Source organism: Dyadobacter sp. CY326 (assembly GCF_021390515.1).
In the GTDB taxonomy this organism is placed as follows: domain Bacteria; phylum Bacteroidota; class Bacteroidia; order Cytophagales; family Spirosomataceae; genus Dyadobacter.
On sequence record NZ_JAJUXI010000003.1, the window covers coordinates 906,076 to 931,050 of the forward strand.

The following is a 24,975-nucleotide window of genomic DNA, read 5'->3' on the forward strand; positions in this document are numbered from 1 at the left end:
TCGGGATTCTTGTTTTGCAAAAGGTTGATTTGAATGATTGAAACGGAAATCGGCAAGTGCGCCTCAGACCATTTCCAGATGATATGCAGGGACGACTTTTATTTTTCCTTTCAATCCGGGATCTGCATTAAGCAGCGACTTCATCGTATCCGACGCATCTGAAAAACTGCCTGCCGAAAAGCCGCTGTGCGCAACCTGGGCCATATTGAACTTATCGACGATCATGAATGTCTCATCGTGCACATCCACGTCTGCCCCGATTTGCTTCACTTTTTTGAAGGCACTTTCTTTGGAGAGCACGGAGTTTCCTATGGCCCCGCCTTTGGCCATCAGTTTGAAAATGGATTTATCAAAATTGGACAAAATAAGTTCCGGCTCTGGCGTGGGGTCAAAATCAGACACTTTAACCTCGTACTCAACCTTGCGGTTTGCCCTGTGGTTGACGTGGATCTTATTCGTTTCGGTGATGCGGATGCCGCTTTTCATTTGTTCGTAAGACGGAGCGCTCAGCTTGTCCTTATCCTCCATATTCTTGAACATGGCGGGCGCAAATGCTTCCGTCGGATATTCCCGGGCCACTTCCATGTCGCCGATCATCACTTTGGAAATGTCTACCTTGTTAACGTCAGCCGGACGGTTTTCACCGAATTTTTCAAGAAGCTGGGCAATAGGAACAATCGTCTGACTAATCTTGAACGACCCGAATGGTTGCAAAATCACCTTGCCCGGCTCCTGCGGAATGTCCCGCAAACTCACCAGGCTCGACCGATTGGCAGGCAATTCCGCCGTCCAGTTCGCATCCAGAGACATTGCTTGCATGGCTTTTGGAAGCACAGCAATGGTCGGGAGCTCGATGCTGCTTTTGTCTCCCCATTCTTCATCAAACCGCACCTTAATGGTAAAGAAGAGAATGCTGAAAGACGCCGTGCCTTTTGCATGCCATGGTGTCGGACCGGAAAGCTCGAAATCGAGGGTGATCGAAAAAAGCACCGTGCTTCCCAGTTTCACGGCAAGTCCCGCGCCAATGCCCGCAATGAACATGAAAGGCGAAAATTGGAACAAAACATCGAAATAGAGATAACCGACAATGCTGAATGATGATATGCTGAAAAGCAGATCGAGTCGGGCGCCGAATTGAATGGTGTTGGATGTTACTGCGAAATAACAGGTCAGGACCAGCTTCGGGTTGTCGGCCAGGATCGTTAACGTGAGTCTTTTCAGTGTGGGTAAATGCAGGTCGGTCGGCGGCTTGAATGCGGGGTGGAATCCTCCGATCGTTAAGACAAAGGCCTTTGTTTGTCCCCAACCCAGGCGCAGGGCCATATCGCCTTCCAATGTAAAAGTAAGGATGCGCGAGTTGTACAAACTGGCATCGAAGGAAAGCATGCCTTTTTCAAAGTCAATAATTCCCACGAAATTGATCTGCAAGCGCAAAACGGCGGCTTCCTCAGTGGGAAGAATGATTTTGACCACGCCCAAAATCGCAATGCGGACGGGGCTGGCAAACTCAACGATCAACCCAAAATCGACAGTAACCAAAGCGGGAACGCCCCAGGTGATCCGGGCCATTAACCCAATGATGAACTGGTCTTTTTTGGGTGGAAAAATGGTGGTGATGGCATGGATAATGGATGTAATGTTGTTGACCACATCCTCGGGAAACATAATGTTGTCCACCGCATTGTTCCGCACGCCTTCCCTTAACGCGTCTACATTGATGGTGCGGTGAATGCCTAATAAGCCACCTAACCCGCTCAGGAAGAAGCCCATGGAAAGCGAAATGCCGGGCGAGAATGTTGCACTGATGACAATCAGTAAGGAGAAGCCTTTACTGCCGTCGGGCATCCGCGTGTTGATGACACAGATCGCCGCCACCTGGATTGTGTCCATGATGGAAAGTTCAAGCGCACCGGCATACATGTTTCTGGCTTCATCGAAAAGAATGTAGCCTCCGCCTTTAATAATTCCCGCGTCAAGGCTCAGACCAATGCCAACCGGCGGTTTGAAGTCGACATCCAGGTCCAATGGGCCAATGTTTCCCTGGCGGAAAAAGAGATTAGCTTGTAAACCGATATTTTCGACAACGGCAACCAGCGGGCCGAGTTCCAGTTTCAGATTCGCGCCGGCTTCCAGTTTAAGTTTTTCATTATCAGGAGCCAACCCCAGGGTTAACCCATTGATGCCAACCGGCCCTAATTCAATGTGAACGGGCAGATCAATGCTGAACTTGCCGCCTCCGCTGATGGAAAATCCATTTAACAAACTAAATGAAAAACCCAGATTTGCCTCCGCAACGATATTGACACCCGACAAAGCGGTTTGCAAAAACCCATCGCCATCGCCTCCTTTGATCACCAACCGGATTGCCTGGATCTGCCCTTCCATTCCGACGTCCAGCTTATTTTGAGCATTTTGAACAAACCATCTGGCGCCTAAGCCCTGCAAAGCGAGCCGCGTTCCACCAGATGATCCGATTAAGATGATTTCCTCGGCCCGGTCTGGTTTTTCGCGGATCAATATAGATGCCCGGTAAGCAGCATTGAGATTTAACAAACCTTCCGCATTGAATGGCGGACGGATCACAAGCCCGATCCCGTCTATCTGCGCTGTGGAATCGAACACAAGCTCTCCCCGGTCGCAGACATTGAACTGAAAATTTGCGACGCCGAGAAGATAAGGAAGCAAAGCGATGCCTTTTTTCTTGCCGTCTGTGCCGTCGGTCGGCGAAAATGTAATCCCGAATTGCGCGTAAGTGTCTGCCGTAAGGCCTTTTTGAAAAAACGGAAAACGCAATTCCTGCTGCTGTGGACCTGTAACGCCCAGCAAGCCGCGTGTAGCATCGGACTGCGGATATAACCCGCCCGGCAGCGCGGAAGCCTGCATGAGCCGTTCGAGACGTGTGAGGAATTTACTGGAATTGAAGTTGGTGTCCCATTGATAAGTGGCATTGAAAAGTTGCACAGGACCAGTGAAAACCCAGCCGATCCGCTCCCAGTTGATCAGGCGCGTGGGCTGGTTGCCCGCGGGTGCTTGTTCATATTCTATAAGGCCGAGCAACAGCAGCATTTCGTGCACCTCGGGTTTCTGGCGACTGAAATATTCCAGCATCAGGTAATCCGTCAGCCTTCGCGGCAGATCATCGATGTTGGGAATGCCTGCTCCTCCTGCCGCTTTGATCGCATTATGCAGCTGTTTGATGGCGTCAATTAAGGCGACCACCCGTCCAAAAACATTCCCAATGGCGGCCGCTATGCCCGCCTCTCCGGACGCGGCTGCCAGTTCCTGTACTGCCGTGACGAGCTCACCGCCTTTACCAGCCATCCCAGACAAGGCGCCGCCGAAAGCCCCTGAAGGAATTTCGTAGCCAAGCTTGCGAAAGAGCGCAACGGCTTGATCAGGGGACTGCACTCCGCGAAGCGGAGCCATGGCAAGTCCGGTTTGGGTAAGAACGGATTTTAAAACATCAGGCATACAGCTATTCCTTTACGTCATGAATTTTATAAATTTCCTGTTTCCAATTAAAACGAAGGTGCGTCAGCTCCTGACGACCGGTCCCTGACGATATTGCCCGATAATCCACTGCGATCTTGCCCCGGACATTCCAGACAAGACATCCTCGAAATTGGTGGTGTTGAAATATGCGTTACGCAAGGCTTCGAGTATGCGCCCGCAGTAAATAATGTTGCTTTTGGGAAAGCGGATAATGTTGAACAGATCGATTTGTTTGGCTTCATCCATGGCAGCCAGCGCCTGCAAAAGACTGTCCATCTGAACGCGCCGCTGCGCAACGTCTTCGGGGAGCAAAGTCCAGGCGGTCATGCCCGGAATGATCATGGAAAGCAATAGCGGCCGGATTTCACAAACGCCCGCACCGGAAGACGAGGCCGTTGCAAAATCCACAGAAGATGTGTTGATGGATGCCGCCAGCTCATTCAGGATTGCTTTGCGCTCAGCCCTGTTTTTCCTGGATGCGCCGTCATAAACCATACTGAAAACGAATTTCTTAAACCCCTCTCCTGCCTCGGCTGCTTGCAGGGCAACATTTTGATAATAAAGGTTATGCTCATTGATCAGCTCCCGCAGCACATCCGGACTTCCAGCCGTGGGGCCAGTGCTTGAAACGGCCTGATCGATAAGCGTTTCCAGAGGCACGCTGCTGACGACGATGGCTTGCTGCATGGATAATTCTGCCTGAATGGCATTTGCTGCTCCCAATAATTTTACGGTTATGGCTAAGCTTCCCGTTGCAGTAGGCGTGTAGGCTTTTTCGCCAAAATCGGTGGTTTGAACAATCGGAGCGCCTTCATTTTCCACAAAAGACCATTCAAATGACTGCGTTGCGGAAGCCAGGCCCGGATCGGTTACCAGCAACACGTAAGTGTTTTCCCTGGCCACTACAACCGGATTTGGCACAAATGAAATCAACGCGCACCGGCTGTCGGAAGCCACCACCGCCTGGCCGAGGTCAGCAGGCTGCATGCCTGTCGGAATTCTGGTTTCTGTTTTGCGGACCGGCATAATGTTATCGGTTGATTTGTCGAAAATTCATTTGCATTAACTCCAAAAATCCCAGTTTCAACTTCACGAATTTTTCACGCGGCATGCTGTTCAAAAGTGCGCCCGTTAGCATGAAGCAGATGGCCAGATAGCCTGCGCTTTGAATGCCAAAAACTTGACTTAACAGAACAATGCAGGCCAGCCCGGCCAGGCTCAGATAAAATGGTAAAAGTCCGTTACGCCGTCGCGCGCCTTTGTATAATGCGTAAAGGTTAATGCAAAGCAGGATGACAAAAAGCGGCAGCAGCTTGGTGGCAAACCGCAAGAAATGAATGTTGGTAATCCCGATTACGCTCATGTAAGCAGCAAGGCAGAACGGGCATTTTGGGAAAAAGACAATGAGAAAACTGAGGATAGGAGAAGTGAGCGACTCAAATTTATCTTTAAAATTGCTTATCAATCGTTTTGTAACCCGACTTTGCTTTTCTAGACATTCTTTCAATTCCGCTATCACATCGGCTGTATTCCAGCGCAATTGCCTGAATTCTTTTACTAAATTTCCTTTATGATCCAATATAAAAACTTCGGTGGCGTGATGATTCACAAGTGATCCCATGAAGTTGACGCCCGTATCGAAAAACTTGAATAAGTCCTGCATGTGAGCTGTAACCCTGAAAACACTGTTGTGACTATCTAACGTCATTCCCCGCGCCTCAGCATATGCTTTCAAGCGTATGGGATCATCGTGTTCAGGATCATAGGTGATAGCCGCTATCCTAACATCACCGCTAATGCTCACAGCCTCTATTTTTCCCTGCAGCTCGCGAAGCCTGGATATTGTCAGTGAACATTTAGCAGGATTTTCGCAACGCGTATAAAAGAACACAACCAATGAAGGCTTTCCGGTAAAATATTCGTTAAATTCTATTTCATGGCCGTTCTGATCTTGAAGCAGTATGTGTTTTAGGCTATTCCCTAACCTATGTTTTCGAGAGTCCTTCCTTTTTTTTGTATGGCTCAGCGCCATGTCGCAGCAGCTGGTTTCGCCTGAAACTATATCTTTTTCAACTAGCTGGATGACTTTATAAAGTTCCCCTTTGATTTCGTTACTTAAATAGGGGTCCGTTATCAACGACTTAATATCTTCCAAAACCTCCGATATCGTTCCTCCCAACCATTGTAGCGTCTTGCATATTTCATGCATTGCAGTAGTTTGATACCGCTGGTGGCCCGGTCCAAACGATACGTACCTGTCCGCAATTTTCACATTCTGTATTGCCTGAATCAGATAGAATGCCACTTTTGGAAATGGTTTTTTCATCCCTCTAATGGCCATGGACGCTCCTGCAACAAGATAAGCGTGGTGTTCTGATTCCAGTACTTCCAAAACATATGGCAAAGCCTGCTCAGGCAGCCCGGCAAGGCTGAAAGCCTCAAAGAGAAAAGCTCTTGTTCTTTTTGTCTCATTCGTACTCATTCCTTTATATGCTGGATGCTGATGCTTCAGGAAAGGCAAAAGGGCTTGGGCAGGAACTGCAAGACTTCGCACTTCATCCACAGCACATTCCACACTGCTAGGGAAGCTGTGCGATTTAATTTTGCGGTTGTCGAGCGGTGCGTACATGCGAATTTTATTTTTTGTCTAAAAACTTATTTGCCTTTTCTAAGAACATGTCCGTCGTTCGTTTATTTAAGCTGCCCATGGCCCTAGGTGTACTTATTTTGTTCACTTTTTCAACGAAATCAGAATCATTGAAAACTTGTTCGGAGTCACGAATAAACATTAATGCATTCAAACTAGCCGCTCTGACCTCCTGATCATCCGAATCATCCAATACAACTGGCTTGCCCAGCGCAATAAATTCCGAAGGATAAGCGCTTTGCAAGGCAGCCACGGAAGCTAGGCGTACATTTTGCGATTGCCGTTTGTCCTCTAAGATGCTTGAAATAACCTCTTTTGAGCCCATATCTGTTGTTAATGCATGTACAGCCTGGACCCTGACATCGTCTGGAGTGTCAGGATTGAGGAGAATATCCCGAACAGTGGAATGGAAGTTAAAATGGATATCGTATGATAGTAACTGAATGGCTTTCGCAGCAGAAACAAGAGGTTCAGTGTTGGTTTGGAGACCTACTAAAAGCCTGTTTTGAACTTCTAAATCCTTGTGAATGGCTAGTATACCTGTGGCGTCTTCGACCAAACTTTTGACAGGACTACCTAACAGCTCGTAAAGCGCTTCAAAATATTGTGGACGCATCGATTTGAAGGTTTGTGACCAAAATTCCAAGGCTTCCAAAACATTCAAAACTTCATGACGAAGGTCACTAGGTTCCTGCTCGTCCCGAAGTATGTCTAAACATTCGGTTATCATAGCAGGATTGGAACCGATTACCTTGCTTATCTTCTGTACGGCCAAAACTCTGACATTTACGTCCTGATCTTTACCAATGATAAGCCCGTACGCCTTTTCCTCGGCTGAATCTCCCGTAATGTGCGGAATTTCGGTTAAAGTCTTAATTAGCGCAATTGATCCTGAAGCCTCAATGAAATTATGCAATAACTTTTGATATCGCTGATCCTTTAACTTGGCATCATCCTCAAATTGATTTCCATTTTGATTTTCCATTTTTAGCTATTCAAAGGATACATCATCGTAATCGAAATGTGTTCTGTTCGCTTCTATCCTCCCAATGTAGTCTATTGTTTCAGCGACCGTAATTAGTGGGGATGGCTTCGCCGGAAAGGTCAGTTGCGGCATATGCCCGCCTGTTGCTATATCTGGCCTTGGAAATGTTGTATCTCCATTCCAAGGCCACATCGTATCACCTGCATTTTCACCTATTCTGTTCCCCGACTGAGGACTGTATGTACTGGGATTGGTTACAACCCAGCGATTATTATCTTTCTGCCATTTTGCCCACAATCTGTCAACGTTACCATGCAGCATAAAAAACAGTGGGTCCATTGTTGCCTCGGCTACATTTCTAATCCGATCTCCGGCGGTGAAGCTTGTATGTGCGAATCCGTGTGGGTTATCCTCCATGTCAGAGAATGGTAAAAAGTCAGCACCTCTGCTTTCAATTGTATCCTTCTGACTCATAACAAACGCCGCTTGGGTCACTGTATCGAATCTAGGAACTCGGACGATGATTGGCGTGTAGGTGTGTAATGGATTTGTAGGATTGACAATCTGACCATCTCCGGCAATTGTCCCACCCATAAAGTCCCGAGAAAACAACTTCGGTGCAGGCTCGTCAAATCGCCAATAGGGAAGGGAAACTCGCGGGTCTATTGCCTGTAACCTGCGTTCATAATCCAGGACAAATGCGCGGTGCCAGGGTAAAAATGAGGGACGGCCATGGATTTCATTATTCGCTTTGTCGCCATGTCCATCTAGATAGCGCTGATACTCGGCAGCGCTACTGTTAAGTGTGGCGACCGCGTTAAGAAATATGTCCCTTTCCGCAGTTGTCAGGCTTTCCGAATTTTTCCTAACCCGAACCATAAACGTCCTCTCTGCCAAAACGGCGTTTGATGCGGTTTCGACCGCGACCAGCGAATTGTCCTGATCGTCAACACTTGGGGAACCGAATTTTCCGCCGATGAAGAAATTTACGGGTGTGCCGTTTCCGGGCAGTGTGAGTGCGAGCGTGTCTTGCGCAGCGCCCGTGTAGGTGGTCCTGAACCTGATCTGTCCGCCACCAGCAGTGCTTTTGTTTTTGAGGGTAACATTTAATGCTTGCTGCGGCTGGTTGGCGATCCGGATGCTGCATGCGCATAGCTGCCAGCCCAGGTATACATTGCCCGAGGCGGCGCCGTTGATCGTGATTTCAACAGTTGCAGTTGTTGTAGGTGCTGTGTTAGGAGGAATGGCTCTGGCCCTTTCGAGGCCGGCGTTGGCTGCCTTGTCTTTTTTTGTCAAACTTCCCATTTTAACAACTGTTTAGACAAAATCCCTTACTTCAAAAGAAAGCGCTTATTCCAGAATGTGTGATCCGAAGCTGATAATGGCTGTGTGGTGCGATGCCTTGTAATGACTTATTGCAATGAGGGGAGGTTTACCAGATCTCTATGAACTGGCTAACACAATTATATGATAAAATATTTATATATAACCAAGCCTTAACCAGCTATTTAGTTAGCGGTCAAAGCACTATGTTATTGCGCTTATGTTTCATCCTTCCCTCGATCCGGAAGCTAGGTCAAATTGATGAAATCAAATGAAAATATTATCTTATTTCTCTGACAATTTAAACCAACAAACTATTTATGAAACGTTTCTAACGTTTAATGGCGACCGTCGCCCTTTCACTGGTACTGATCACAAGTTGCCAGAAAGACATTGAAAAGGAAAGTGCGGTTAGCTCCACCGAATTGCAAAATGCCCGGAATGCAGCGCGACTTTCCGCCGAATTGAAGGCATAATTAAGTAAGGCCCGGCATCATTACCTGTTAGCGGTCAAAAAAAGCAACGCCAAAGCGCTGAGCTGGTCTTGAAAATGCACCCGGAGTATCGGAATATGATACTCAAAGCCTTAAAGCTGGTAGAAACCCCATGCAACGATAACACGGCAATTACACAATAGCTGGATCAGCAACTAGCTGATTGGAATAACGAAATTATTGGCTATGTGCTCGACTTCGCAATGCTGGATCTGCCAACTTACGACGCATTTGTCTTTGAAAATAGCTTTGCCAACCAATATATTGGCGTGAAGGGTGAGTATACCCAAAAGCTTACCAAGACATTTAAGGATATTAAACGGTTTTGGAACATTCCGTCCGATGACATTATACTTGCGGCCATGCATGGCATCATGTTGCTCAACCGCGATAAGATTGTTCGGACATATGTGGCTGCATTCGATGTAGACCCGACGACTGCTGCTTTGCTTGCCGACATGTAGTGGAACTGACGAACGAGATTCCGCAATACAGAAAGGGCGATCACCCTATTTTCACATTCAATGCATTTGCTTTGCAGGGTTTTAACTATCCGCCATTCGCCAACATTCCTGATAAGATTATCATGGGGGAGGGAATTTTGGCAGCATTCACCGCCACAGTGAAACAGTTTATGCAGGTGTTTTTCAATATTGGCGATTGCTCATTTACAAGTGATGGTCACCATGGAACACCAACACAAAGAATGGCTGCTGCCGCATTTGGTTACAGCGTTGCAAACAACGCACAAAAACAGGGACACATACTGACTGCCCAGCAATTCACCACTCTTTTTGAGGCACAATTGCCGAAGATCGTTTTGCAATGACACATTCGAAAGTAAAACACTGCACGTCATGCAAGTTCTCGAATCCTTATGACCTAACATTTTTGAAACACTCTTAATAGGGACAATGTTGGACAATGTTACGGTTGCTGCAAAGGTGTGTCGAGCCAAACAAAAACCCCGTAAATCATTGATTTGCAGGGTTTTGATTATTTTTGATAAGCTATCTGGTGCACCCAACGAGTGCAGAACCTTAAATATAACTTACTGGTAATCAACAATTTGTAAGATGTTTATCAAGATACTCTCGATTTACTCACTCGAACTGTTAGAACTGCAAATCCATATTTAAAGTTAGTTTTGAATATGCTTTTAAGCAAGAATTGGTTAGAGTTTTTTCAACTGGTATAGTTTGCCTGTTATCGTAATTCTGAAGGAAACAGATTTGCATAATGGTCGCCGTATAGAGGACGGCTTAAAGCAAATAGCAGTCAAGGCTGAGCTCCTAACTTGTCAGTCCGTGTTTCGAAACGACCTAGCCAATTGCCTAACATAGTGAAAGTTATTTAACGATTCGGAACTGCCTGATTAGCCTAAAATAAATTTATTAAATGATTTCTATAATCTTACCTGGCTTTAATTTACAATTAAGAAAATTCTGCCGATAAGCCGCAGGAGTCTGGCCAGTCCACCGTTTGAAGGTTCTCGTAAAGGCACTCAGTTCATTATAGCCTAGCAGATATGAGATTTCCTTAGCCAGATAAGACCCTTCTTGAAGATATGCGAGCGCCTGTGTCTTCCTGACTTCGTCGGTCAATTGCTGGAAACTGATACCTTCTTGCCTTAGCCGACGTTGCAGCGTCCGGGGACTAATTGCAAAATTAGAAGCAATATCTTCCAGCATAATCATTCCCATGTAGGAATTGCAGGTAAGATAATTGGATATGCGGTCTGCCAGACGAGATTGTTTACTGTCGATGCTAAGGGTTATGCCTGCCTGCTCCAATAATAATTTTTGATGTTGATAGTTAGAGGTGATAATCCTTTCATTCCAAAAAGTATTGTCAAATCTCAATTCGGTGCTGTCCGCGCTGGTCTCAGGCCGACAGCGCAACACCCGTTCATATTCTGTTGGCTTTGTCAAAGCGCCAGCATGACTGGCCCAGGTGGGACTTAGTTTTTGCAACATCAAGCCATCAAGTTCATGTATTACCAATACCAGCAGCAAATCCAACATTTGAACAGTGACCACGTCTTGCCGCCAGTTTTTGTCTATTGGTATAAACAAAACTGAAAAATACTGATCCATTTTAATCACTTCCAATCGTATCGTTTCTGATATCAAGTGGGTCAATCTGGCCGCTGAGATCAGTGCATCTCCTACTGTTTCGCTGGTCTTGATGATCTCTCCGACAACTCCGAGCGCGGCTAGCTGCAACGATTCTCCAAAATGCAGCCCAAACAAATTATCTTTTGTTAAACGTATGGCATTGAGCCAAATATCTGAAATCTGCTTAGTGCTAAGTGGCGCACTTAGATCATGCATTTCTTCAAAAGTGATATTTGACGACCGCAACAGCAGCCCCGCCGGAATGTCTCGCTGGGCTGCATGAGCCACCAAACTGAACATTAACTTTTTATGATGATTCTCCATGAAAAAAGCTTTTACTCAAAAGTATCGCATTGCTTTTGGCCTGCCAACACTTGGCGCGAAATGATAAACCGAAGTCGTTTATAGGTAACTTCTTAGTGAAGGCAAGATCTGACATTTGTTGCCGAACTAAAACATAATAGATCATGAGCACAGATCCAGCCATAGTAGTAAATGAATTTTTGAATGCAGTAAAGACAGTTGATCTTGCAAAAGTCGCTGACTTACTCGATGCTCACGTACGGTGGTCACAGCCGGGCAACAACGAGATTTCCGGTGAGAAAAATTCGAAAGAAAAGGTGTTCGAGATGGTGGGGAAAATGTTTGAAGTGTCCGGTAATACACTGCAATTAATGGGGTTCAAAACAATTAGTGTCAATGATGATCGTGTTGCCGCAGTACTTGATTGGACAGCACTAAAACCTTCCGGGGCTATCCTTAATGTCACCAATATCGACGTGTATACGATAGCTTCCGATAAGATTAGCAAAGTAGAAGTTTTTTCAACTGATCAACAGCAGGAAGATGATTTTTGGAAAAGCTGATGTTTCTTATCCACACAGAAATAACAAGTCACCATTAATTGTTGTTACCTAATGCATGAAAACAAATTATTACAGGTAAAACCTGCCATGCAGGTAGTTACTGAATTTTTTGCGGCCTTGACCAGCCGTGATTTGAATGCTGTTTGCGGATGTTTCGCCGAGCAGCTGGATTGGCATATCCCTGGCAACCAAACAATCGCCCCCTGGCTAGGGGAAAGAAGGAGCCGAAGGGAAGTCAGGGAATTTTATGAGCTATTATGGGCAGACACAGAAGCGCTGTCGGGCAGAATTGATCACTTGGCTGTCGATGTCAATACAGTGATAACCTCGGGGCATTTTGAAACAAGAATGCTGAAAACAGGAAAGGTTTTCAAATCGCTTTTCTTTATGGAAATCACTGTTTCAGATGGGCTAATCGTCAAATATCGACTTTTGGAAGACAGCTTCGGCCTTGTCCTGGCTTTGACCACATAATTGTTGCTTTTTTAATCACTTTTTGCAATTTGCTGTTAGGAAATTTTTATAACAAGCTCAGATCTGGCAGTCCTAACTTTGTATCCTTTTATTTCGCATTACCTATGCCTTCGTCAACCTAGCAAACCTGCACTACAGTTTTTTCTCAAATACAAGAACAATTGACTCTTCGGAGATTGTGACATCTTTTTTCGAGGTGTTGATAACGGTCTGCAGGTTAACAATTTCTTTAAGAGAATAGCCAATCGTGGCATTATAGTTTGCTTCTTTCGCAATTCTGATGGCGGCGTCCCTAGGGTCTTTGGGTGTAATCCATGACGTCCTATAAGTATATTTTGCGGCAGAAGGTGTCGCCGAAACAGCATCTGGTGCTGCCTTGCTATCTTGAAGGGTATTCGATGATAGCGCCATGGCTAACAATAGGCCAAAAGCAAAAACAAGAAAGTATTTGTAATTCATGTTGATGTTGGTTTGGTTCGGTCTATCAAGATATGTTGAATTTCATTTCGTACGTAATTATCTGATAATTCTTTATTAAAAGGTGATTCCCTGGTTTTAGGTGTTATTATGCCGTTAATTACATATTTTGGGGTAGTCTGGGTAATTTGTGCGAGACTGTCTGATTGGATCCAACTTTTTAGTTGCGGTCGAGAATTGTCGTTAATCGAACAACGTTGTTCAGCCGTTCAAAATACAGGTAAGTGCTTAAAGCCAGCGTTTCGATGAACACTGGCTTTTTTGAAAAGAATACTCGAGCAAGTTTGAGTTCAACCTATCTCTATTTTGCTGCGGTTTGATTCACTTAAAGATTTTTAAAGGAAGCATCGTAAAACTGCGCCAGGATCTTAGGATCTGTGATCTGGCTGTGGGTTGATGTGGCAAAGACTGCGACCTGCACTTTTCCAAAATCCATAATCATCGCTTCGGAATTGTTTTCCGATCCTTTCTTCCAATAATAAATGCTCTTGTTACCAGCGATACTGCCGTCAAAGCCAAGCATTTTGGACTTCATCAGATTCAGGTTATCAAAACTGATCACCCTGAATTGTGCCACGGCCGACTGGAATTTTGCAAACTGTTCTGCGCTCATATACAGGCCTGTAACCCCGCAATCGACAAGGTGCAGTTCTTTTGGAAGTCCCGGCTCGCTTCCGTTTTTAGTTGGGTATCCCATATTCGCAGCGCTGGATAGGATCGTGCCATTTTCATTCCATCCACGCCAGTCGATCACTGAGGAATTAGCCAATCCAGCTGCCTTAAATACATTGCTCCTTACATAGGCCCGATATTGCTCACCATACTCGATGAAATTATTATTCACGGATTCGAGCTTGTTTAACTTGGTGGTGTTTCCCTGGGCAGCAAGTTTTTTGGCCTCCAGATAAGGCAGGATAACGCCTAACAGCAGGTAATTGACATCACTGTTCACCCTTTCATTTTTATCAAAAGCGTTTTTATCAAGCACCCCGCCTACGGTCAAGGAAAGTTTTTTGTAATCGTGATAATCGATTAGTCCTGAGCGGTGTGCAAGCAGCCTTTCAAAAGTAACGGCCTTGAAATCTTTGCTTATAGTCCAATATTTGGGAAGATAAGGCCAGACTGCTGCATTTATTGGCACATTGTATTTTTGAAGTGCATGCAACATCGCTACTGCTGTTACATACTGCGTAACCGTGGAAATCTCTTGCTTCGCAATCGCGCTGTGGAGCATCATGGGCGTATCCACGTGCTTGCGGGCAAAGCCGTCGCCTCCGTTTGTTGCATAATAAGGCACACCATCGTTGTAAATGGTGTAGCCAAACCCCGCTACGAGCGGCTCCATATATGTTTCAATTTTGAGCGCAAACTCATGCTGATCAAACTTCGTAGGGACACCGAATTTCGCGGAACGCGTCGAATCCAGGCTTTTTTCAGTTATAAGGCCCTCAGACAATAGCTCGTCTTCGCGGCAGCTGGTGGCCAGCATAGATGACAATAAAACAAAACAGAATGTGACTAATTTCAAAAATTGATTTTTCATTTTGATTGGATAAATAGTTGAGTAAACAGATTGTAAATGGGCATGCGTTTTCTGTTGCGCGTCCGCTGAGGACATGCGCATTGCGTTTTTCATTTTGAGTAAATTATGGTGTGGAAAAATTAAATAAAAGACTGAAAAGCAGAACGCTAGTTCATGCAAAGGGATGACTGCCCGGCGGGTATGGCACTGCGGATTTTGAGGAATAAATTGATGCCTAATGGCTCTTGTTCGACTGTGATGTTTTCTGAATGCACCCCGGCTTCTATGGACAGGCGTTTCAATTCTTCTACGCTCCTGTGAATTAGCACCCACTCGCCGAAAATCTCCATATAACCTCTGGTTGGGTTGTTTTCTGAGAAATTACCGATCAGGATCTCGCCGCCTGGTTGGAGAAAAGTGAGTAATCTTTTGAGCGCCAGGATGAAAACACGGTCTTCAAAATAATCGAAAAGCCCTGCTGACCAGATCACATCGTATTTCTCGGCACCCGAAAAACGCAGCACATTTTGCCGGCGGAAATGTATCTGGTTCTCAAACGGCCGACAGAGTTCACTCGCAAATGCTACGGCATCCGCATCAATATCCACGCAGGTTGTATTAAGCATAGCCGGATCGACCATCTGATAAAGCTCGAATAAATCCCTGGCTGGGCCGCTGGCTACATTCAGCAAATTCAGGGGTGACTTGCGGCCTTCCAACTTTTCAAGCAGTTTGCTTTTGAAGAATGCTTTCCGGTTACGGACTGCCTGCGTGGCGGCATGATAGTGAAAGTAGCGGTCCCAGTTTTGGTAAGCCGGGTGGCCGAAACTATCATAAGTGTAGATCATGTCGATCAATGCATAATCGCCTGCATAACCCAGCGGCTTGCGTAAAACGTAACCATGAATCGTGTTTCTCAGAAATTCATCCTCAAATATGCTTTGCAGAAAGGCCGTTTCCCTTTGACCAATCAGACCATTTTGCTTCATGCGATACAATTGCTGCATCAATTCATCAATAGCCGGATAATCATGTTCCTCCGGCCCGCCATTCGAGACCATTCTATACAGCATGGAAATGGCAGCAGACTGAAATTCGAAGTCACTTTTTGTTTGAACAGAGACATAGGTCTCTTGTTCTGCATTCGCTGGGAATGCAAGGCTGAGCTTGTTCATTAAATAAAATTTTTAGTTGAGTAAATAATGTTTTGGTTACCTGCAACCCATTTTACATCACAGCTTCGGCCGTCGTGGCTTTGTTGGCCAGGTATTTTTTAGCTTCTTCCGCATCATCAAGCCAGGGGAAAATAGCAGGCGGATGGTTGAAGCCGTTGACAAAGTCGGAGGCGATTTCAGGGTTTTGTGTGGCTGCGCCCAGTACTTCTACCACGTGCGGCTGTGCTGGTGCAAGGAAAATGTCGGAGAACCGGTTGACATATTTCGAGTAATTCCAGAATTCTTCAAAAGTCTGATTCATCCATTCAATATCGAAAGGCTCATTGCCTCTTGCAATGATCGCTTTGGCATATACGTTGGCCATTTTGGATGCATTATTACCGCCCTGGCCCACGATAGGATCATTTAAAATAACCGTATCCCCCACCCCAAGTACCGCCGCAGTGGAATTGAGCTGAACAACCGGTTTGCGCACAACCGGCGTGAATGCTCCTTTCAGAAACGCATTGTCTGCGATCACTTCCGCATTTTCAAAAGCCGGGTAGCGCCAGGGCAAGTAGGTCCGGATCATTTCTTTTGCTTTTTCCAGCAATTCCGAAGCGGTTGTTGCCTCGTCAAAAACATCCATCGGGCCGCCCGGGATACATTCTAAAAGCACAAAAGAACATTGAATGTCATCTTTTTGATAAAACGGGGCCGTAATGATTTCCCCGCCGCCCAAGAGTGCGTCCAGGGTTATAGAAGTAAATTTGGTTTTATCACTGTGTTCAAAATCATTGATATGCAGCTGCACGAGCTTACGGGCAGGCTTTTCGTGCGTGGAGCGCTCCTCGTCTTTGGTGAATAACCTTGCCAGCGGGCCTTTCCCCGAGGAAACGATCACCAGATCAAACTGCGATGTGCAGGCCAGTAGATCGGAAGGCGTTGTGTCACTAACCACAAACTTTCCGCCCAGCTTTTCAAAAAGCTTGATCCATTGGTAAAATTTCAGACGCTGGTCAATGGATACGCCAGGCTTGCTGGTGCGGGATTTGATGCCAAATGCGAAGTTGCCGTCGGTCTTACCAAAATTAATATTAAAGCCCGTTGAATGATAAGCGGTGTCGCTCCAAAAGTCCAGGCCCAGCTCGCGTTCCAGTTGCAATGAATCGTGAAAAAGATACGTAGCACCTGTCGGCTGGCCATTGAAAATTTCTTCTGCTGAGCGTTCCGAAATGATCGTCACATCATACCCGTTTTTGACAAGTCTAATCGCCAGGTGCAATCCCGACTGGCCGGCTCCCATAATTGCTATCTTTCTCATTGATTCTTAAAGTTTTAATTTCGTTTTGACAGTGACAAAGGTAATGCCGTGCGCCGTGAGCAAATCGAAAGAACTCCTTAAAAAGTATAAAAAATTATAAAAATCGGGCTGCGTGAATTTGACGGCAAATGCTGATTCCTACCTTTACATTACTTTGAGATACAACATTTTAAGTTAACGCTGGCCGCTGCTATGATAACCATTCCCGATTACCGGATCATTGCTGAACTGCATAAAGAATCGAATAAATCGCTCGTCCGCGCCGTGGATCAAATCACTGGCAAAAACGTCATTTTAAAGATTACTCCTTTCACCGGGATCGTGGATTCACATTATAAAGAGATCGATCAGGAATTCAATTTTGGCAGTGCATTTACATTCAGCCGGATCTTGAATTACCATCGGATGCTGCGGCCGGAGAATTATCTAGTTCTGGAAATGGATGATTTCGAAGGTCGCAGACTGGAAGATTATCTGGTAGAAAATAAACCTTCCGTTCAGGCAGCACTGCGAATTGCATTAGCACTTACCCAGATCGTCGAAGAACTGCATTATCTCGGAATCTCCCACCCTGACCTCCGGCCTGCACATTTCCTGATAAATCCCGAAACTTTTGATGTTAGGCTTGCTGATATGACCTGCGCTGTTGCGGAAGATCGTCCGGATGAGTCTGCATGCCATAGTAAAGGCTCGATTGCGCTGCAATATATGTCACCAGAGCAAAGCGGGTTAATGGATATTCCCGTTGATTTCCGGTCGGATTATTATCATTTAGGAGTCATCTTTTATCAGCTTTTTGCGGGCATTTTGCCATTTGAAAATGCGGACGCCAACGAGCTGGTGCACGCGCATCTTGCCCGTTCGGCTGCATCCCCGTCAGCAGTTGATCCGGCAGTTCCGGCGATTGTATCTGACATTATATTAAAGCTGTTATCAAAAAAACCATCAGAGCGTTACCAGACCACATTAGGCATCCGGTCTGACCTTTTAGCTTGCCAAACATGGATTGAAAACAGCAGCATTCCCACGCAATTCCAGATTGGCAAACACGACGTTCCTGGCCGGTTCCATTTGGCTGAAAAGCTTTACGGCAGAGAAAAGGAAATGGCACTGCTGCTTGCGGCTTTTGAGAAAATTAGTGAGCGCAATGAAATGATGCTGGTGTCGGGTAATTCTGGCATTGGCAAATCGTCTCTCATCCGGGAATTGCATTGGAAAGTCGACTCGAAAACTGTGCTTTTTATTACAGGCAAGTTTGACCAATATGTTCAAAACATTCCTTTTGAAGCCATTATAAAAGCATTCAATGAGTTGGTTTGCAAAATATCGCATGGTCAGACGGACTATTGGAAAAAGGAAATCCTGGACGCCGTTGGCCATTTCGGGCGCGTCGTTATCGATGTAATTCCGGAGCTGGAAAAGATCATCGGCCCCCAGCCTGTCGTGGAGGTTTTGACGCCCGTTGAAGCGCAAAATCGCTTTGTGAATGTGTTCACGAGGTTTATTAATGTATTTACCAAAAAAGAACATCCGCTGGTGATTTTCCTCGATGACCTTCATTGGGCTGACCCGTCCAGTTTGCGGTTTTTAAGTCGGGTTACCTACGCGGTCGAAGGCTCTAACCTGCTGATCGTGGGCACTTATCGCGACAATGAATTAGCAGACGAACATCCACTGAAAGCGGCGCTGAAATCTATGGACGCTGCATCCGGTTTGTCGCAGCTCAGACTGTATCCGCTACGATCAGCCGACATTACCGAAATGATCTCGGAAACGTTTTCGTACCCGCCGAAAGTCGCTGCACAGCTGGCGGAGATTGTGCTCACGCGCACGCTCGGTAATCCGTTTTTTGTTACTGAAACCATTAAAGATCTGGTTGCAAAAGGCTTTGTAACCTACAACACACAGGCTCGCAAATGGACCTGGGAGCAGCAGCGTGTGCTCAACTACGCATTGTCTGGCTCTTCCCAACAGTTGCTGACATCCAGAATTAATGCATTAAGGGAAGCTGCGCGACACGCATTGGTCATGGCATCATGCATCGGTTCGGATTTTGAGCTGACCATGCTTTCAGCATTGACGGATAAAACGCCGCAGGAAACTGTGGAAGATCTGCGTGAATGCGTTACGGAAAATTTACTTCGGCTAACGGCAGAACGTGGCCATGAAAATCAGTTTTTATCCGCAAATCGCTATCAGTTTGTTCATGATCAGGTTCAGCAAGCTGCGTATAACGTGCTCTCGCCGGAGTCAAGGGACGAGATGCACGTTAACATTGGCTATTTTTTGCTCGAAAGGCTATCGGCCGCCGAGCGTTATGAGCAGCTGTTTGAAATAGTCAACCACCTGAACCATCATCCGAAGGTGTTTGCGCTAGCGGACGAGCGTTATAAAATTGCTGGACTAAATCTTGACGCCGGTAAAAAAGCCCGGTCATCGGCTGCTTATTCGGTTGCCATGGCCTATTTTCAGATTGGCAAAGACCTGCTGATAACAGAGGATTGGGCAGACGAATATCTATTAACATTTACCTTGCATTTGAATCTTGCTGAAAGCGCATATCTGGCTGGCAATGCAGAAAAGTGCAAAGAAGTTGCCGAAACAGCGCTTGCTTACGCCAATACTACGGACCAAATTGAGCTATATCATATTCAGATTCAAAGCCTGATATTTCATGAGCAGCATTTGGAGGCAGTTTTACTTTCATTGAAAGTTTTGAAAACGCTTAATGTCACTTTTCATTCAAAAATCACAAAACTGCACACTGCGGCAGCCTACCTGAAATCCAAATGGCTGATGCGCGGGAAAACGATTGAGGAGCTGGAAGATTTGCCTAAAATGACTGCTCCGGACAAGCTGACGGTCATGCGTTTTTTACAGAATATAACGGCAGCTACCTTCTCGGCTATCCCGGAATTATATCCCGTTATGGTGCTTAAAATGGTCGAGTTATCGCTCAAATACGGCATTGCACCAGAATCCGCTATTACATTCGCCACTTACGGAGCGATTGTGAACGCGATTGAAACCAATCATCAGGCGTGTTACCGCTACGGCAATGTGGCATTGAAACTGGCGGACCGGATGGAAAATTCTGACGCGAAGGCACGCACATTACTGCTTTATAATATTGTCAACAGATTGTCGGGCGAACATATTGTCGAATCGCTGGACCCACTCCGCATTTCCTACCAGACCGGTCTCGAGCGCGGCGATGTTGAATATTGCTCCTACGCATCAAGCTCATACAGCTTTCATTTATTGCTTTCGGGTAAAAATCTGCATTGGGCAAAGCATGAAATGATCACCTATAACCAGCTGCCCAAGTCGCTTTCAAAAGGATCTTTATCGCATTATAATGAACCCCTGATCCAGATTGCGTCCAATCTGCTTGGTGAAACTGACGATCCCGTCTTGCTTAGCGGTGATTATTTTGATGAAGGAGAGGCCAGCGAAGGCATTTTTGCGATGAAGAATAATTCCCGGATGTTCGTTGCCTTCACTTACAAAATGATCCTGGCTTATTTTTCGGGTGAAATGGAAAAAGGGCTGACTTACGCCCAGAATGCAACGCGTTTTGCGACAAATGTGCGCGGAACCCATTTCGAAGCGCTTTTTTCTTTCTTTTTCGCACTTCTTAACATTGCCGTTTATAAAGCTCGTCGGCAAGATGTGGCCATTTTGAAAACAGCTGTTACACATTACAACAAACTCCGCAAACTATCGCGGCATATCCCGGTTAACCTGGAACATAGAGTGTTTTTACTAGAAGCTGAAATTTATGCGGCGAAAGGAAAAAGCGAGCAGGCCGCAGCCTCTTATGATAAGGCAATTAAAGCGAGCAATGTAAACCGGCACCCGCATGAAGCAGCAATAGCCAATGAGCTTTGCGGTAAATATTGGCACGAAAAAGGCCAGCATAAAATGGCGCTGACTTACTTGAGCGCTGCTTTGGAAGGATACAAGGAATGGGGTTGTATGCTAAAGGTGCGGCTCTTACTTGATGCATTCCCCGCACTTTCGCAGCCTAATGCTGACTTTTCATCTCCTTTTGCAACCAAGAATGTCGCTGGTGAAAGTATTGTTTCCACATTGGATCTGGCTACACTAATGAAAGCGTCCATTGCCATTTCGAGCGAAGTGATTTTCAGCCGGTTAATGGACAAGTTAATGCAGTTTGCCATTGAAAATGCCGGCGCGCAATCGGGTTATTTTGTGTTGGACTGGGGAGGTGAATTGTACATTGAAGCCCGGCGATCCGTTGTGGACGAAGGCAGCGAAATCCGGAAATCGCGGCTGGCAGATTCCGATCAGGTTCCTGTAAGCATTATCAAACACGTTTTCGAAACCAAATCGGACGTCATTTTGCATGACGCACTGGCCAGCGATACGTTTGGCAGCGACCCGGTGATTGTTGAAAAGCAGATCCGTTCCACGTTATGCATTCCGGCATTGAATCAGGGCAAACTGGTGGGCGTGCTTTATCTTGAAAATAATCTTGCAACCGCCGTCTTCACCAATGAACGGACGCAGCTTTTGAAATTGCTTTCGGGGCAGATCGCCGTCTCGATCGAGAATGCCATCCTGTACGAAAAGCTGGAACAAAAAGTGGCTGTCAGGACAGCTGAGATCCAGGTGCAGAAAGAAGAAATCGAGCGCCAGAAGCTTTTGGTGGAGGAAAAATCGAGGTTTAAGGAGCAGTTTTTTGCCAATATGAGCCACGAGATCCGCACGCCGATGACGGCGATTCTGGGCATGTCCGAGCTGATATTTGATACACCATTAAACCCAACACAAACCGAGTATGCGAAGGGAATCCGCTATTCTTCCGAGAACCTTCTCGCCATTATCAACGACATTCTGGACTATTCGAAAATTGAGGCTGGCAAATTCTCATTTGTAAACAAACCATTTCAGGTCCGTGACCGCATGAACCGGCTTGTTTACATTATGAAAGTGATTGCGGAGGAAAAAGGGCTGCAATTAGAACTCAGCGTGGATGAAAATGTAAGTCCCCAGCTCATTGGCGACCCGATCCGGCTGCATCAGATATTGCTGAATTTGGCTGGAAATGCGGTTAAGTTCACGGACAATGGCGCAGTCCGCCTTAAGGTCAGCATGGTGAGCCGCGATCATGAAAGTGAAGAACTGCTTTTTGAAGTCATCGACACGGGGATGGGCATTGCGCAGGATAAGCTCGCTTATATCTTCGAAACTTTCACCCGCATTGACGACGATCTGAACACCAAACAATCCGGGACGGGACTAGGCTTATTCATTGCGAAAAAGCTGGTGGAAGAACAAGGCGGCACCATGCATGTGCACAGCGAGCTAGGAAAAGGCACTAATTTCAGTTTCAACCTGACTTTTGAAATTTGCAATCCGGGTGAGCAAGTTGACGATGAAGACAATCAAAAAGTGCTTTCCGGCGTGAACATTCTGCTGGTCGAAGACAATCTTTTCAATCAGGTGGTGGCTGAGGAAACATTGAAAAAGATCATCCAGAATGTGCGCGTTACGATTGCAGATCATGGGGCAATCGCGCTGCAAAAGCTGGATGAAGCCCGCTTTGACATTATATTGATGGATGTAAAAATGCCAATAATGGATGGTTATAAGGCGACGCAGGCAATCCGTGCTCGCGAAAAAGATAGGCACACGCCTATTCTGGCGTTCACTTCAAATGCTAATCCAGCCGAAGCGCAAAAGTGTCGGAATGCAGGAATGGATGATTACATTACCAAACCGATTGAAGCGAAAAAGTTGAAATTTAAAATCAGGAAATTGCTGGAAGCGGCAGCGAAAACGGAGGAAACGCTTTAAGAATCATGTTTCAGTTTTCACGAAATTCGGTTTGCCAGAACAGGTCAAACGTTTTGGTGAATTCAGCTATGCGCGTTGCAATGAATGCGGTTTCACCATTGTCGACACTTTCCTCCAACTCGCGCATCTGTTCGGCAAAGTCGGTCATTAACAAGTAATTGAACTGCGTTTTAAGACTGTGAAATGCGGATGAAAGTTCTTCCCAATCTTCATTTTCACATAAGCCCGGCAACTGACTGACCTGTGCTGGGACCTGCGCTTTAAAAATGGCAACAAAGCGAGCGACAAGGGCGTCATCACCAGCCATTTGTCTTTTCAGAAAAGAGAGATCCATCACGAAATAACACGCTGTTTGGAAACCAGTTTATAACCTTCGCCGTGCAGATTAAGAATCTCGACAGAAGAATCCGGTTTGAAAAATTTGCGCAGCTTGCTTACATACACATTCAGGCTGTAACCGCGATAATGCTCTTCGTCACCCCAGATTCCCATCATCGCCACTTCGCGGGTGAGCACTTTGTTCTGGTGTTCGCAGAATAATTTGAGCAACTTGGATTCGATGGAAGTGAGCTTGATTTTTTCCCCTGCAACGGTAAGCTCGCGTAATTCAAGGTCAAATTTCGAATTTCCCCATTGATACTGTTCGATTACAATGGCTTTTTCCTGCACTTTCACGCGCTTCAAAATCGCTTTTATCCGCAAATAAAGCTCTTCCATACTGAACGGTTTGGTAAGATAATCGTCGGCGCCAAGCATGAGTCCTTTGATTTTATCTTCTTTGAGCGATTGTCCCGTCAGAAAAATGATGGGCGTCGTTTCATTGATTTCCTTGATCTCCTCAGCCAGCGTGAACCCGTCCTTTTTGGGCATTTTAATATCGAGCACGCACAAGTCAAAAGAATTCATTTTGAATGCGTCCAAACCGGCTTGCCCGTCGTGTTTCAACACCACATTGCAGCCCTTCATTTCCAGATATTCCTTGGTCAATTCACTGTACTGGACTTCGTCGTCGATCAATAAAAGGCTTGTCATCTTTCAGGTGAGTTTAGTTGAGAATGCCAGATGTAAGGGCGCCAAAAATAGAATAATCTACTCTTTTACAGCTGTATTTTGCAAAATTCTTATTTAAAGGTTTGGCTGGAAAAACTCCGGTTATCTGTGATAGGCTAATTTGAGATTACAAGTCACGAAAACGCATTATTCTCTTGATAACCAATGACCTATAATCATTTTTTCTCGACTCATTTTAATACTTTTTTAGAGTTTTTAGCATTTCTTTCAATTTGCACAATCCCGCGACATGTAATTTTGTCGAGTCAAAAAAGAAAAAGAATTTAAATCAAAACTCAATTATGAAATCACAAAGTTCTTTCAAAAAAACGATTAAAAATGCTGGTGCAATGATGTGTATTGCAATCATGTCGGCGTGCAGTTCCAGCAGTGACGAGCCTGAAACTCCGGCACCTTCCGTGAACTTCACCGAAGTAAAAGTCAGCGGAGATATTAGTTCGCAATTAGCATCTTTCAGAAGTCTGCTCGGTGACCAGCTAAACACAACACCCGGACAAACCACCGGTCGCCGCGAAATAAACTGGGACGCAGTTCCTGATAATCAGACTAACACAGACACCTTTCCCGGCGACTTTTTCAATAGTACAGACCCGAATGTTGCAGCCGGAAGAAAGCGTGGTGCCATTTTCACCACGTCGGGAAACGGGCTGCGCATCAGTGATAAAAATTTCAGCGATCTGGTATCGAATTACAAAGACCAGTTCAATGCATTCAGCCCGGCACGCACGTTCGCCGCCACGGGAAGCAACAAAATGGACGTTACATTCAAGGTGCCCGGAACGGCAACTGCCGCTTTTGTGAAGGGTTTTGGCGTAGTATTATCAGATGTCGACAAGGCGAATTCTACGACTTTGGAATTCTTTGAAGGCGATAAAAGCCTTGGAAGGTTCACCGCACCAACCAGAAAAGATGACAAAGGATTTTCTTTCCTGGGAGCCGTTTTCCCGGATAGCAGGGTTACAAAAGTGACCATTACTTCCGGATCAGCGGCAATCAGCAATAAATATGCGGATAATGCTGAAAATGATCTGGTTGTGATGGATGATTTCCTTTATAGCGAACCGGCTGCATTACAATAGAACATTGATTTTTTAAACCTCAGCGTTCCAATGCAAAATAAAACCGCCACTTTGAATGGCGGTTTTATTTGTTATTTACTAAATCCATTTAGTAACGCTGCTTCTTCTCACATCGTAATTCTGGTGC

19 protein-coding genes are annotated in these 24,975 nt (G+C 45.8%); 7 read left to right on the top strand and 12 right to left on the bottom strand.

The features are described 5' to 3' along the window. Positions 1 to 63: 63 nt before the first annotated feature. The 5 genes from LZG73_RS08230 to LZG73_RS08250 form a co-directional block, all read right to left on the bottom strand. Positions 64 to 3,471, bottom strand: coding sequence for a DUF6603 domain-containing protein (locus tag LZG73_RS08230; protein ID WP_233847480.1), 3,408 nt, complete (start codon positions 3,469 to 3,471; stop codon positions 64 to 66). Positions 3,472 to 3,534: 63 nt separating this feature from the next. Then, positions 3,535 to 4,518, bottom strand: a complete 984-nt coding sequence (locus LZG73_RS08235; RefSeq protein WP_233847481.1) for a hypothetical protein — start codon at positions 4,516 to 4,518, stop codon at positions 3,535 to 3,537. Between the two features lie 4 nt (positions 4,519 to 4,522). Further along, the gene (locus tag LZG73_RS08240; RefSeq protein ID WP_233847482.1) at positions 4,523 to 6,121 is read right to left on the bottom strand and encodes an SCO family protein; all 1,599 of its coding nucleotides are present in this window, start codon (positions 6,119 to 6,121) and stop codon (positions 4,523 to 4,525) included. A gap of 7 nt (positions 6,122 to 6,128) precedes the next feature. After that, a complete protein-coding gene (locus LZG73_RS08245) occupies positions 6,129 to 7,124 on the bottom strand; it encodes a HEAT repeat domain-containing protein (RefSeq protein ID WP_233847483.1) in 996 nt (331 codons plus the stop codon). Between the two features lie 6 nt (positions 7,125 to 7,130). Next, positions 7,131 to 8,429 carry a tyrosinase family protein gene (locus LZG73_RS08250; protein WP_233847484.1) on the bottom strand — a complete coding sequence of 433 codons (1,299 nt, stop codon included), beginning with the start codon at positions 8,427 to 8,429 and terminating at the stop codon, positions 7,131 to 7,133. Positions 8,430 to 8,788: 359 nt separating this feature from the next. Here LZG73_RS08250 and LZG73_RS25470 point away from each other — a divergent pair, with 359 nt between their 5' ends. From LZG73_RS25470 to LZG73_RS08260, 3 genes are all read left to right on the top strand, one after another. Further along, positions 8,789 to 8,923, top strand: coding sequence for a hypothetical protein (locus tag LZG73_RS25470; RefSeq protein ID WP_255697032.1), 135 nt, complete (start codon positions 8,789 to 8,791; stop codon positions 8,921 to 8,923). A gap of 206 nt (positions 8,924 to 9,129) precedes the next feature. Continuing rightward, a complete protein-coding gene (locus LZG73_RS08255) occupies positions 9,130 to 9,405 on the top strand; it encodes a hypothetical protein (protein WP_233847486.1) in 276 nt (91 codons plus the stop codon). Continuing rightward, on the top strand, positions 9,405 to 9,770 hold the full coding sequence (locus LZG73_RS08260; RefSeq protein WP_233847563.1) for a hypothetical protein: 366 nt from the start codon (positions 9,405 to 9,407) through the stop codon (positions 9,768 to 9,770). The genes LZG73_RS08255 and LZG73_RS08260 overlap by 1 nt, the downstream gene beginning before the upstream one ends. Positions 9,771 to 10,335: 565 nt before the next feature. On the opposite strand, the gene LZG73_RS08265 is transcribed toward LZG73_RS08260, so the two are convergent. Beyond that, positions 10,336 to 11,382 (bottom strand): AraC family transcriptional regulator, encoded by a 1,047-nt coding sequence (locus LZG73_RS08265; protein WP_233847488.1) that lies wholly within the window; start codon positions 11,380 to 11,382, stop codon positions 10,336 to 10,338. Between the two features lie 143 nt (positions 11,383 to 11,525). Here LZG73_RS08265 and LZG73_RS08270 point away from each other — a divergent pair, with 143 nt between their 5' ends. Both LZG73_RS08270 and LZG73_RS08275 read left to right on the top strand, forming a co-directional pair. Then, complete coding sequence (locus LZG73_RS08270) at positions 11,526 to 11,924, top strand: nuclear transport factor 2 family protein (protein ID WP_233847490.1); 399 nt, start codon at positions 11,526 to 11,528, stop codon at positions 11,922 to 11,924. A gap of 87 nt (positions 11,925 to 12,011) precedes the next feature. Beyond that, the gene (locus tag LZG73_RS08275) at positions 12,012 to 12,398 is read left to right on the top strand and encodes a nuclear transport factor 2 family protein (RefSeq protein WP_233847492.1); all 387 of its coding nucleotides are present in this window, start codon (positions 12,012 to 12,014) and stop codon (positions 12,396 to 12,398) included. A 132-nt stretch (positions 12,399 to 12,530) separates the two neighbouring features. Here LZG73_RS08275 and LZG73_RS08280 read toward each other — a convergent pair whose 3' ends face one another. The 4 genes from LZG73_RS08280 to LZG73_RS08295 all read right to left on the bottom strand — a co-directional run bounded on the left by LZG73_RS08280 (position 12,531) and on the right by LZG73_RS08295 (position 16,875). After that, on the bottom strand, positions 12,531 to 12,857 hold the full coding sequence (locus LZG73_RS08280) for a hypothetical protein (protein ID WP_233847494.1): 327 nt from the start codon (positions 12,855 to 12,857) through the stop codon (positions 12,531 to 12,533). Positions 12,858 to 13,200: 343 nt separating this feature from the next. Beyond that, on the bottom strand, positions 13,201 to 14,511 hold the full coding sequence (locus LZG73_RS08285; RefSeq protein WP_233847496.1) for a hypothetical protein: 1,311 nt from the start codon (positions 14,509 to 14,511) through the stop codon (positions 13,201 to 13,203). Between the two features lie 53 nt (positions 14,512 to 14,564). Beyond that, positions 14,565 to 15,572, bottom strand: a complete 1,008-nt coding sequence (locus tag LZG73_RS08290; protein WP_233847498.1) for a class I SAM-dependent methyltransferase — start codon at positions 15,570 to 15,572, stop codon at positions 14,565 to 14,567. 52 nt (positions 15,573 to 15,624) lie between these two features. Then, a complete protein-coding gene (locus tag LZG73_RS08295) occupies positions 15,625 to 16,875 on the bottom strand; it encodes a styrene monooxygenase/indole monooxygenase family protein (RefSeq protein ID WP_233847500.1) in 1,251 nt (416 codons plus the stop codon). Between the two features lie 192 nt (positions 16,876 to 17,067). Between LZG73_RS08295 and LZG73_RS08300 the strand changes: the two genes are divergently transcribed. Further along, positions 17,068 to 22,698, top strand: a complete 5,631-nt coding sequence (locus LZG73_RS08300; protein WP_233847502.1) for a hybrid sensor histidine kinase/response regulator — start codon at positions 17,068 to 17,070, stop codon at positions 22,696 to 22,698. Positions 22,699 to 22,708: 10 nt separating this feature from the next. On the opposite strand, the gene LZG73_RS08305 is transcribed toward LZG73_RS08300, so the two are convergent. Together LZG73_RS08305 and LZG73_RS08310 are read right to left on the bottom strand one after the other, a co-directional pair. Further along, complete coding sequence (locus LZG73_RS08305; RefSeq protein WP_409014316.1) at positions 22,709 to 23,035, bottom strand: Hpt domain-containing protein; 327 nt, start codon at positions 23,033 to 23,035, stop codon at positions 22,709 to 22,711. After that, positions 23,032 to 23,730 carry a response regulator transcription factor gene (locus LZG73_RS08310; RefSeq protein WP_233847504.1) on the bottom strand — a complete coding sequence of 233 codons (699 nt, stop codon included), beginning with the start codon at positions 23,728 to 23,730 and terminating at the stop codon, positions 23,032 to 23,034. Before LZG73_RS08310 ends, LZG73_RS08305 begins: the two co-directional genes overlap by 4 nt. 320 nt (positions 23,731 to 24,050) lie before the next feature. On the opposite strand from LZG73_RS08310, the gene LZG73_RS08315 reads away from it, so the two are divergent. Further along, complete coding sequence (locus LZG73_RS08315; RefSeq protein ID WP_233847506.1) at positions 24,051 to 24,848, top strand: hypothetical protein; 798 nt, start codon at positions 24,051 to 24,053, stop codon at positions 24,846 to 24,848. Positions 24,849 to 24,975 lie beyond the last annotated feature (127 nt).

Coding starts and splice junctions, on each gene's coding strand:
- LZG73_RS08270 (WP_233847490.1), top strand. CDS start 11,526: ATGAGCACAGATCCAGCCATAGTAGTAAATGAATTTTTGAATGCAGTA.
- LZG73_RS25470 (WP_255697032.1), top strand. CDS start 8,789: ATGGCGACCGTCGCCCTTTCACTGGTACTGATCACAAGTTGCCAGAAA.
- LZG73_RS08280 (WP_233847494.1), bottom strand. CDS start 12,857: ATGAATTACAAATACTTTCTTGTTTTTGCTTTTGGCCTATTGTTAGCC.
- LZG73_RS08315 (WP_233847506.1), top strand. CDS start 24,051: ATGAAATCACAAAGTTCTTTCAAAAAAACGATTAAAAATGCTGGTGCA.
- LZG73_RS08250 (WP_233847484.1), bottom strand. CDS start 8,429: ATGGGAAGTTTGACAAAAAAAGACAAGGCAGCCAACGCCGGCCTCGAA.
- LZG73_RS08275 (WP_233847492.1), top strand. CDS start 12,012: ATGCAGGTAGTTACTGAATTTTTTGCGGCCTTGACCAGCCGTGATTTG.
- LZG73_RS08240 (WP_233847482.1), bottom strand. CDS start 6,121: ATGTACGCACCGCTCGACAACCGCAAAATTAAATCGCACAGCTTCCCT.
- LZG73_RS08285 (WP_233847496.1), bottom strand. CDS start 14,511: ATGAAAAACGCAATGCGCATGTCCTCAGCGGACGCGCAACAGAAAACG.
- LZG73_RS08295 (WP_233847500.1), bottom strand. CDS start 16,875: ATGAGAAAGATAGCAATTATGGGAGCCGGCCAGTCGGGATTGCACCTG.
- LZG73_RS08235 (WP_233847481.1), bottom strand. CDS start 4,518: ATGCCGGTCCGCAAAACAGAAACCAGAATTCCGACAGGCATGCAGCCT.
- LZG73_RS08290 (WP_233847498.1), bottom strand. CDS start 15,572: ATGAACAAGCTCAGCCTTGCATTCCCAGCGAATGCAGAACAAGAGACC.
- LZG73_RS08265 (WP_233847488.1), bottom strand. CDS start 11,382: ATGGAGAATCATCATAAAAAGTTAATGTTCAGTTTGGTGGCTCATGCA.
- LZG73_RS08310 (WP_233847504.1), bottom strand. CDS start 23,730: ATGACAAGCCTTTTATTGATCGACGACGAAGTCCAGTACAGTGAATTG.
- LZG73_RS08300 (WP_233847502.1), top strand. CDS start 17,068: ATGATAACCATTCCCGATTACCGGATCATTGCTGAACTGCATAAAGAA.
- LZG73_RS08230 (WP_233847480.1), bottom strand. CDS start 3,471: ATGCCTGATGTTTTAAAATCCGTTCTTACCCAAACCGGACTTGCCATG.
- LZG73_RS08245 (WP_233847483.1), bottom strand. CDS start 7,124: ATGGAAAATCAAAATGGAAATCAATTTGAGGATGATGCCAAGTTAAAG.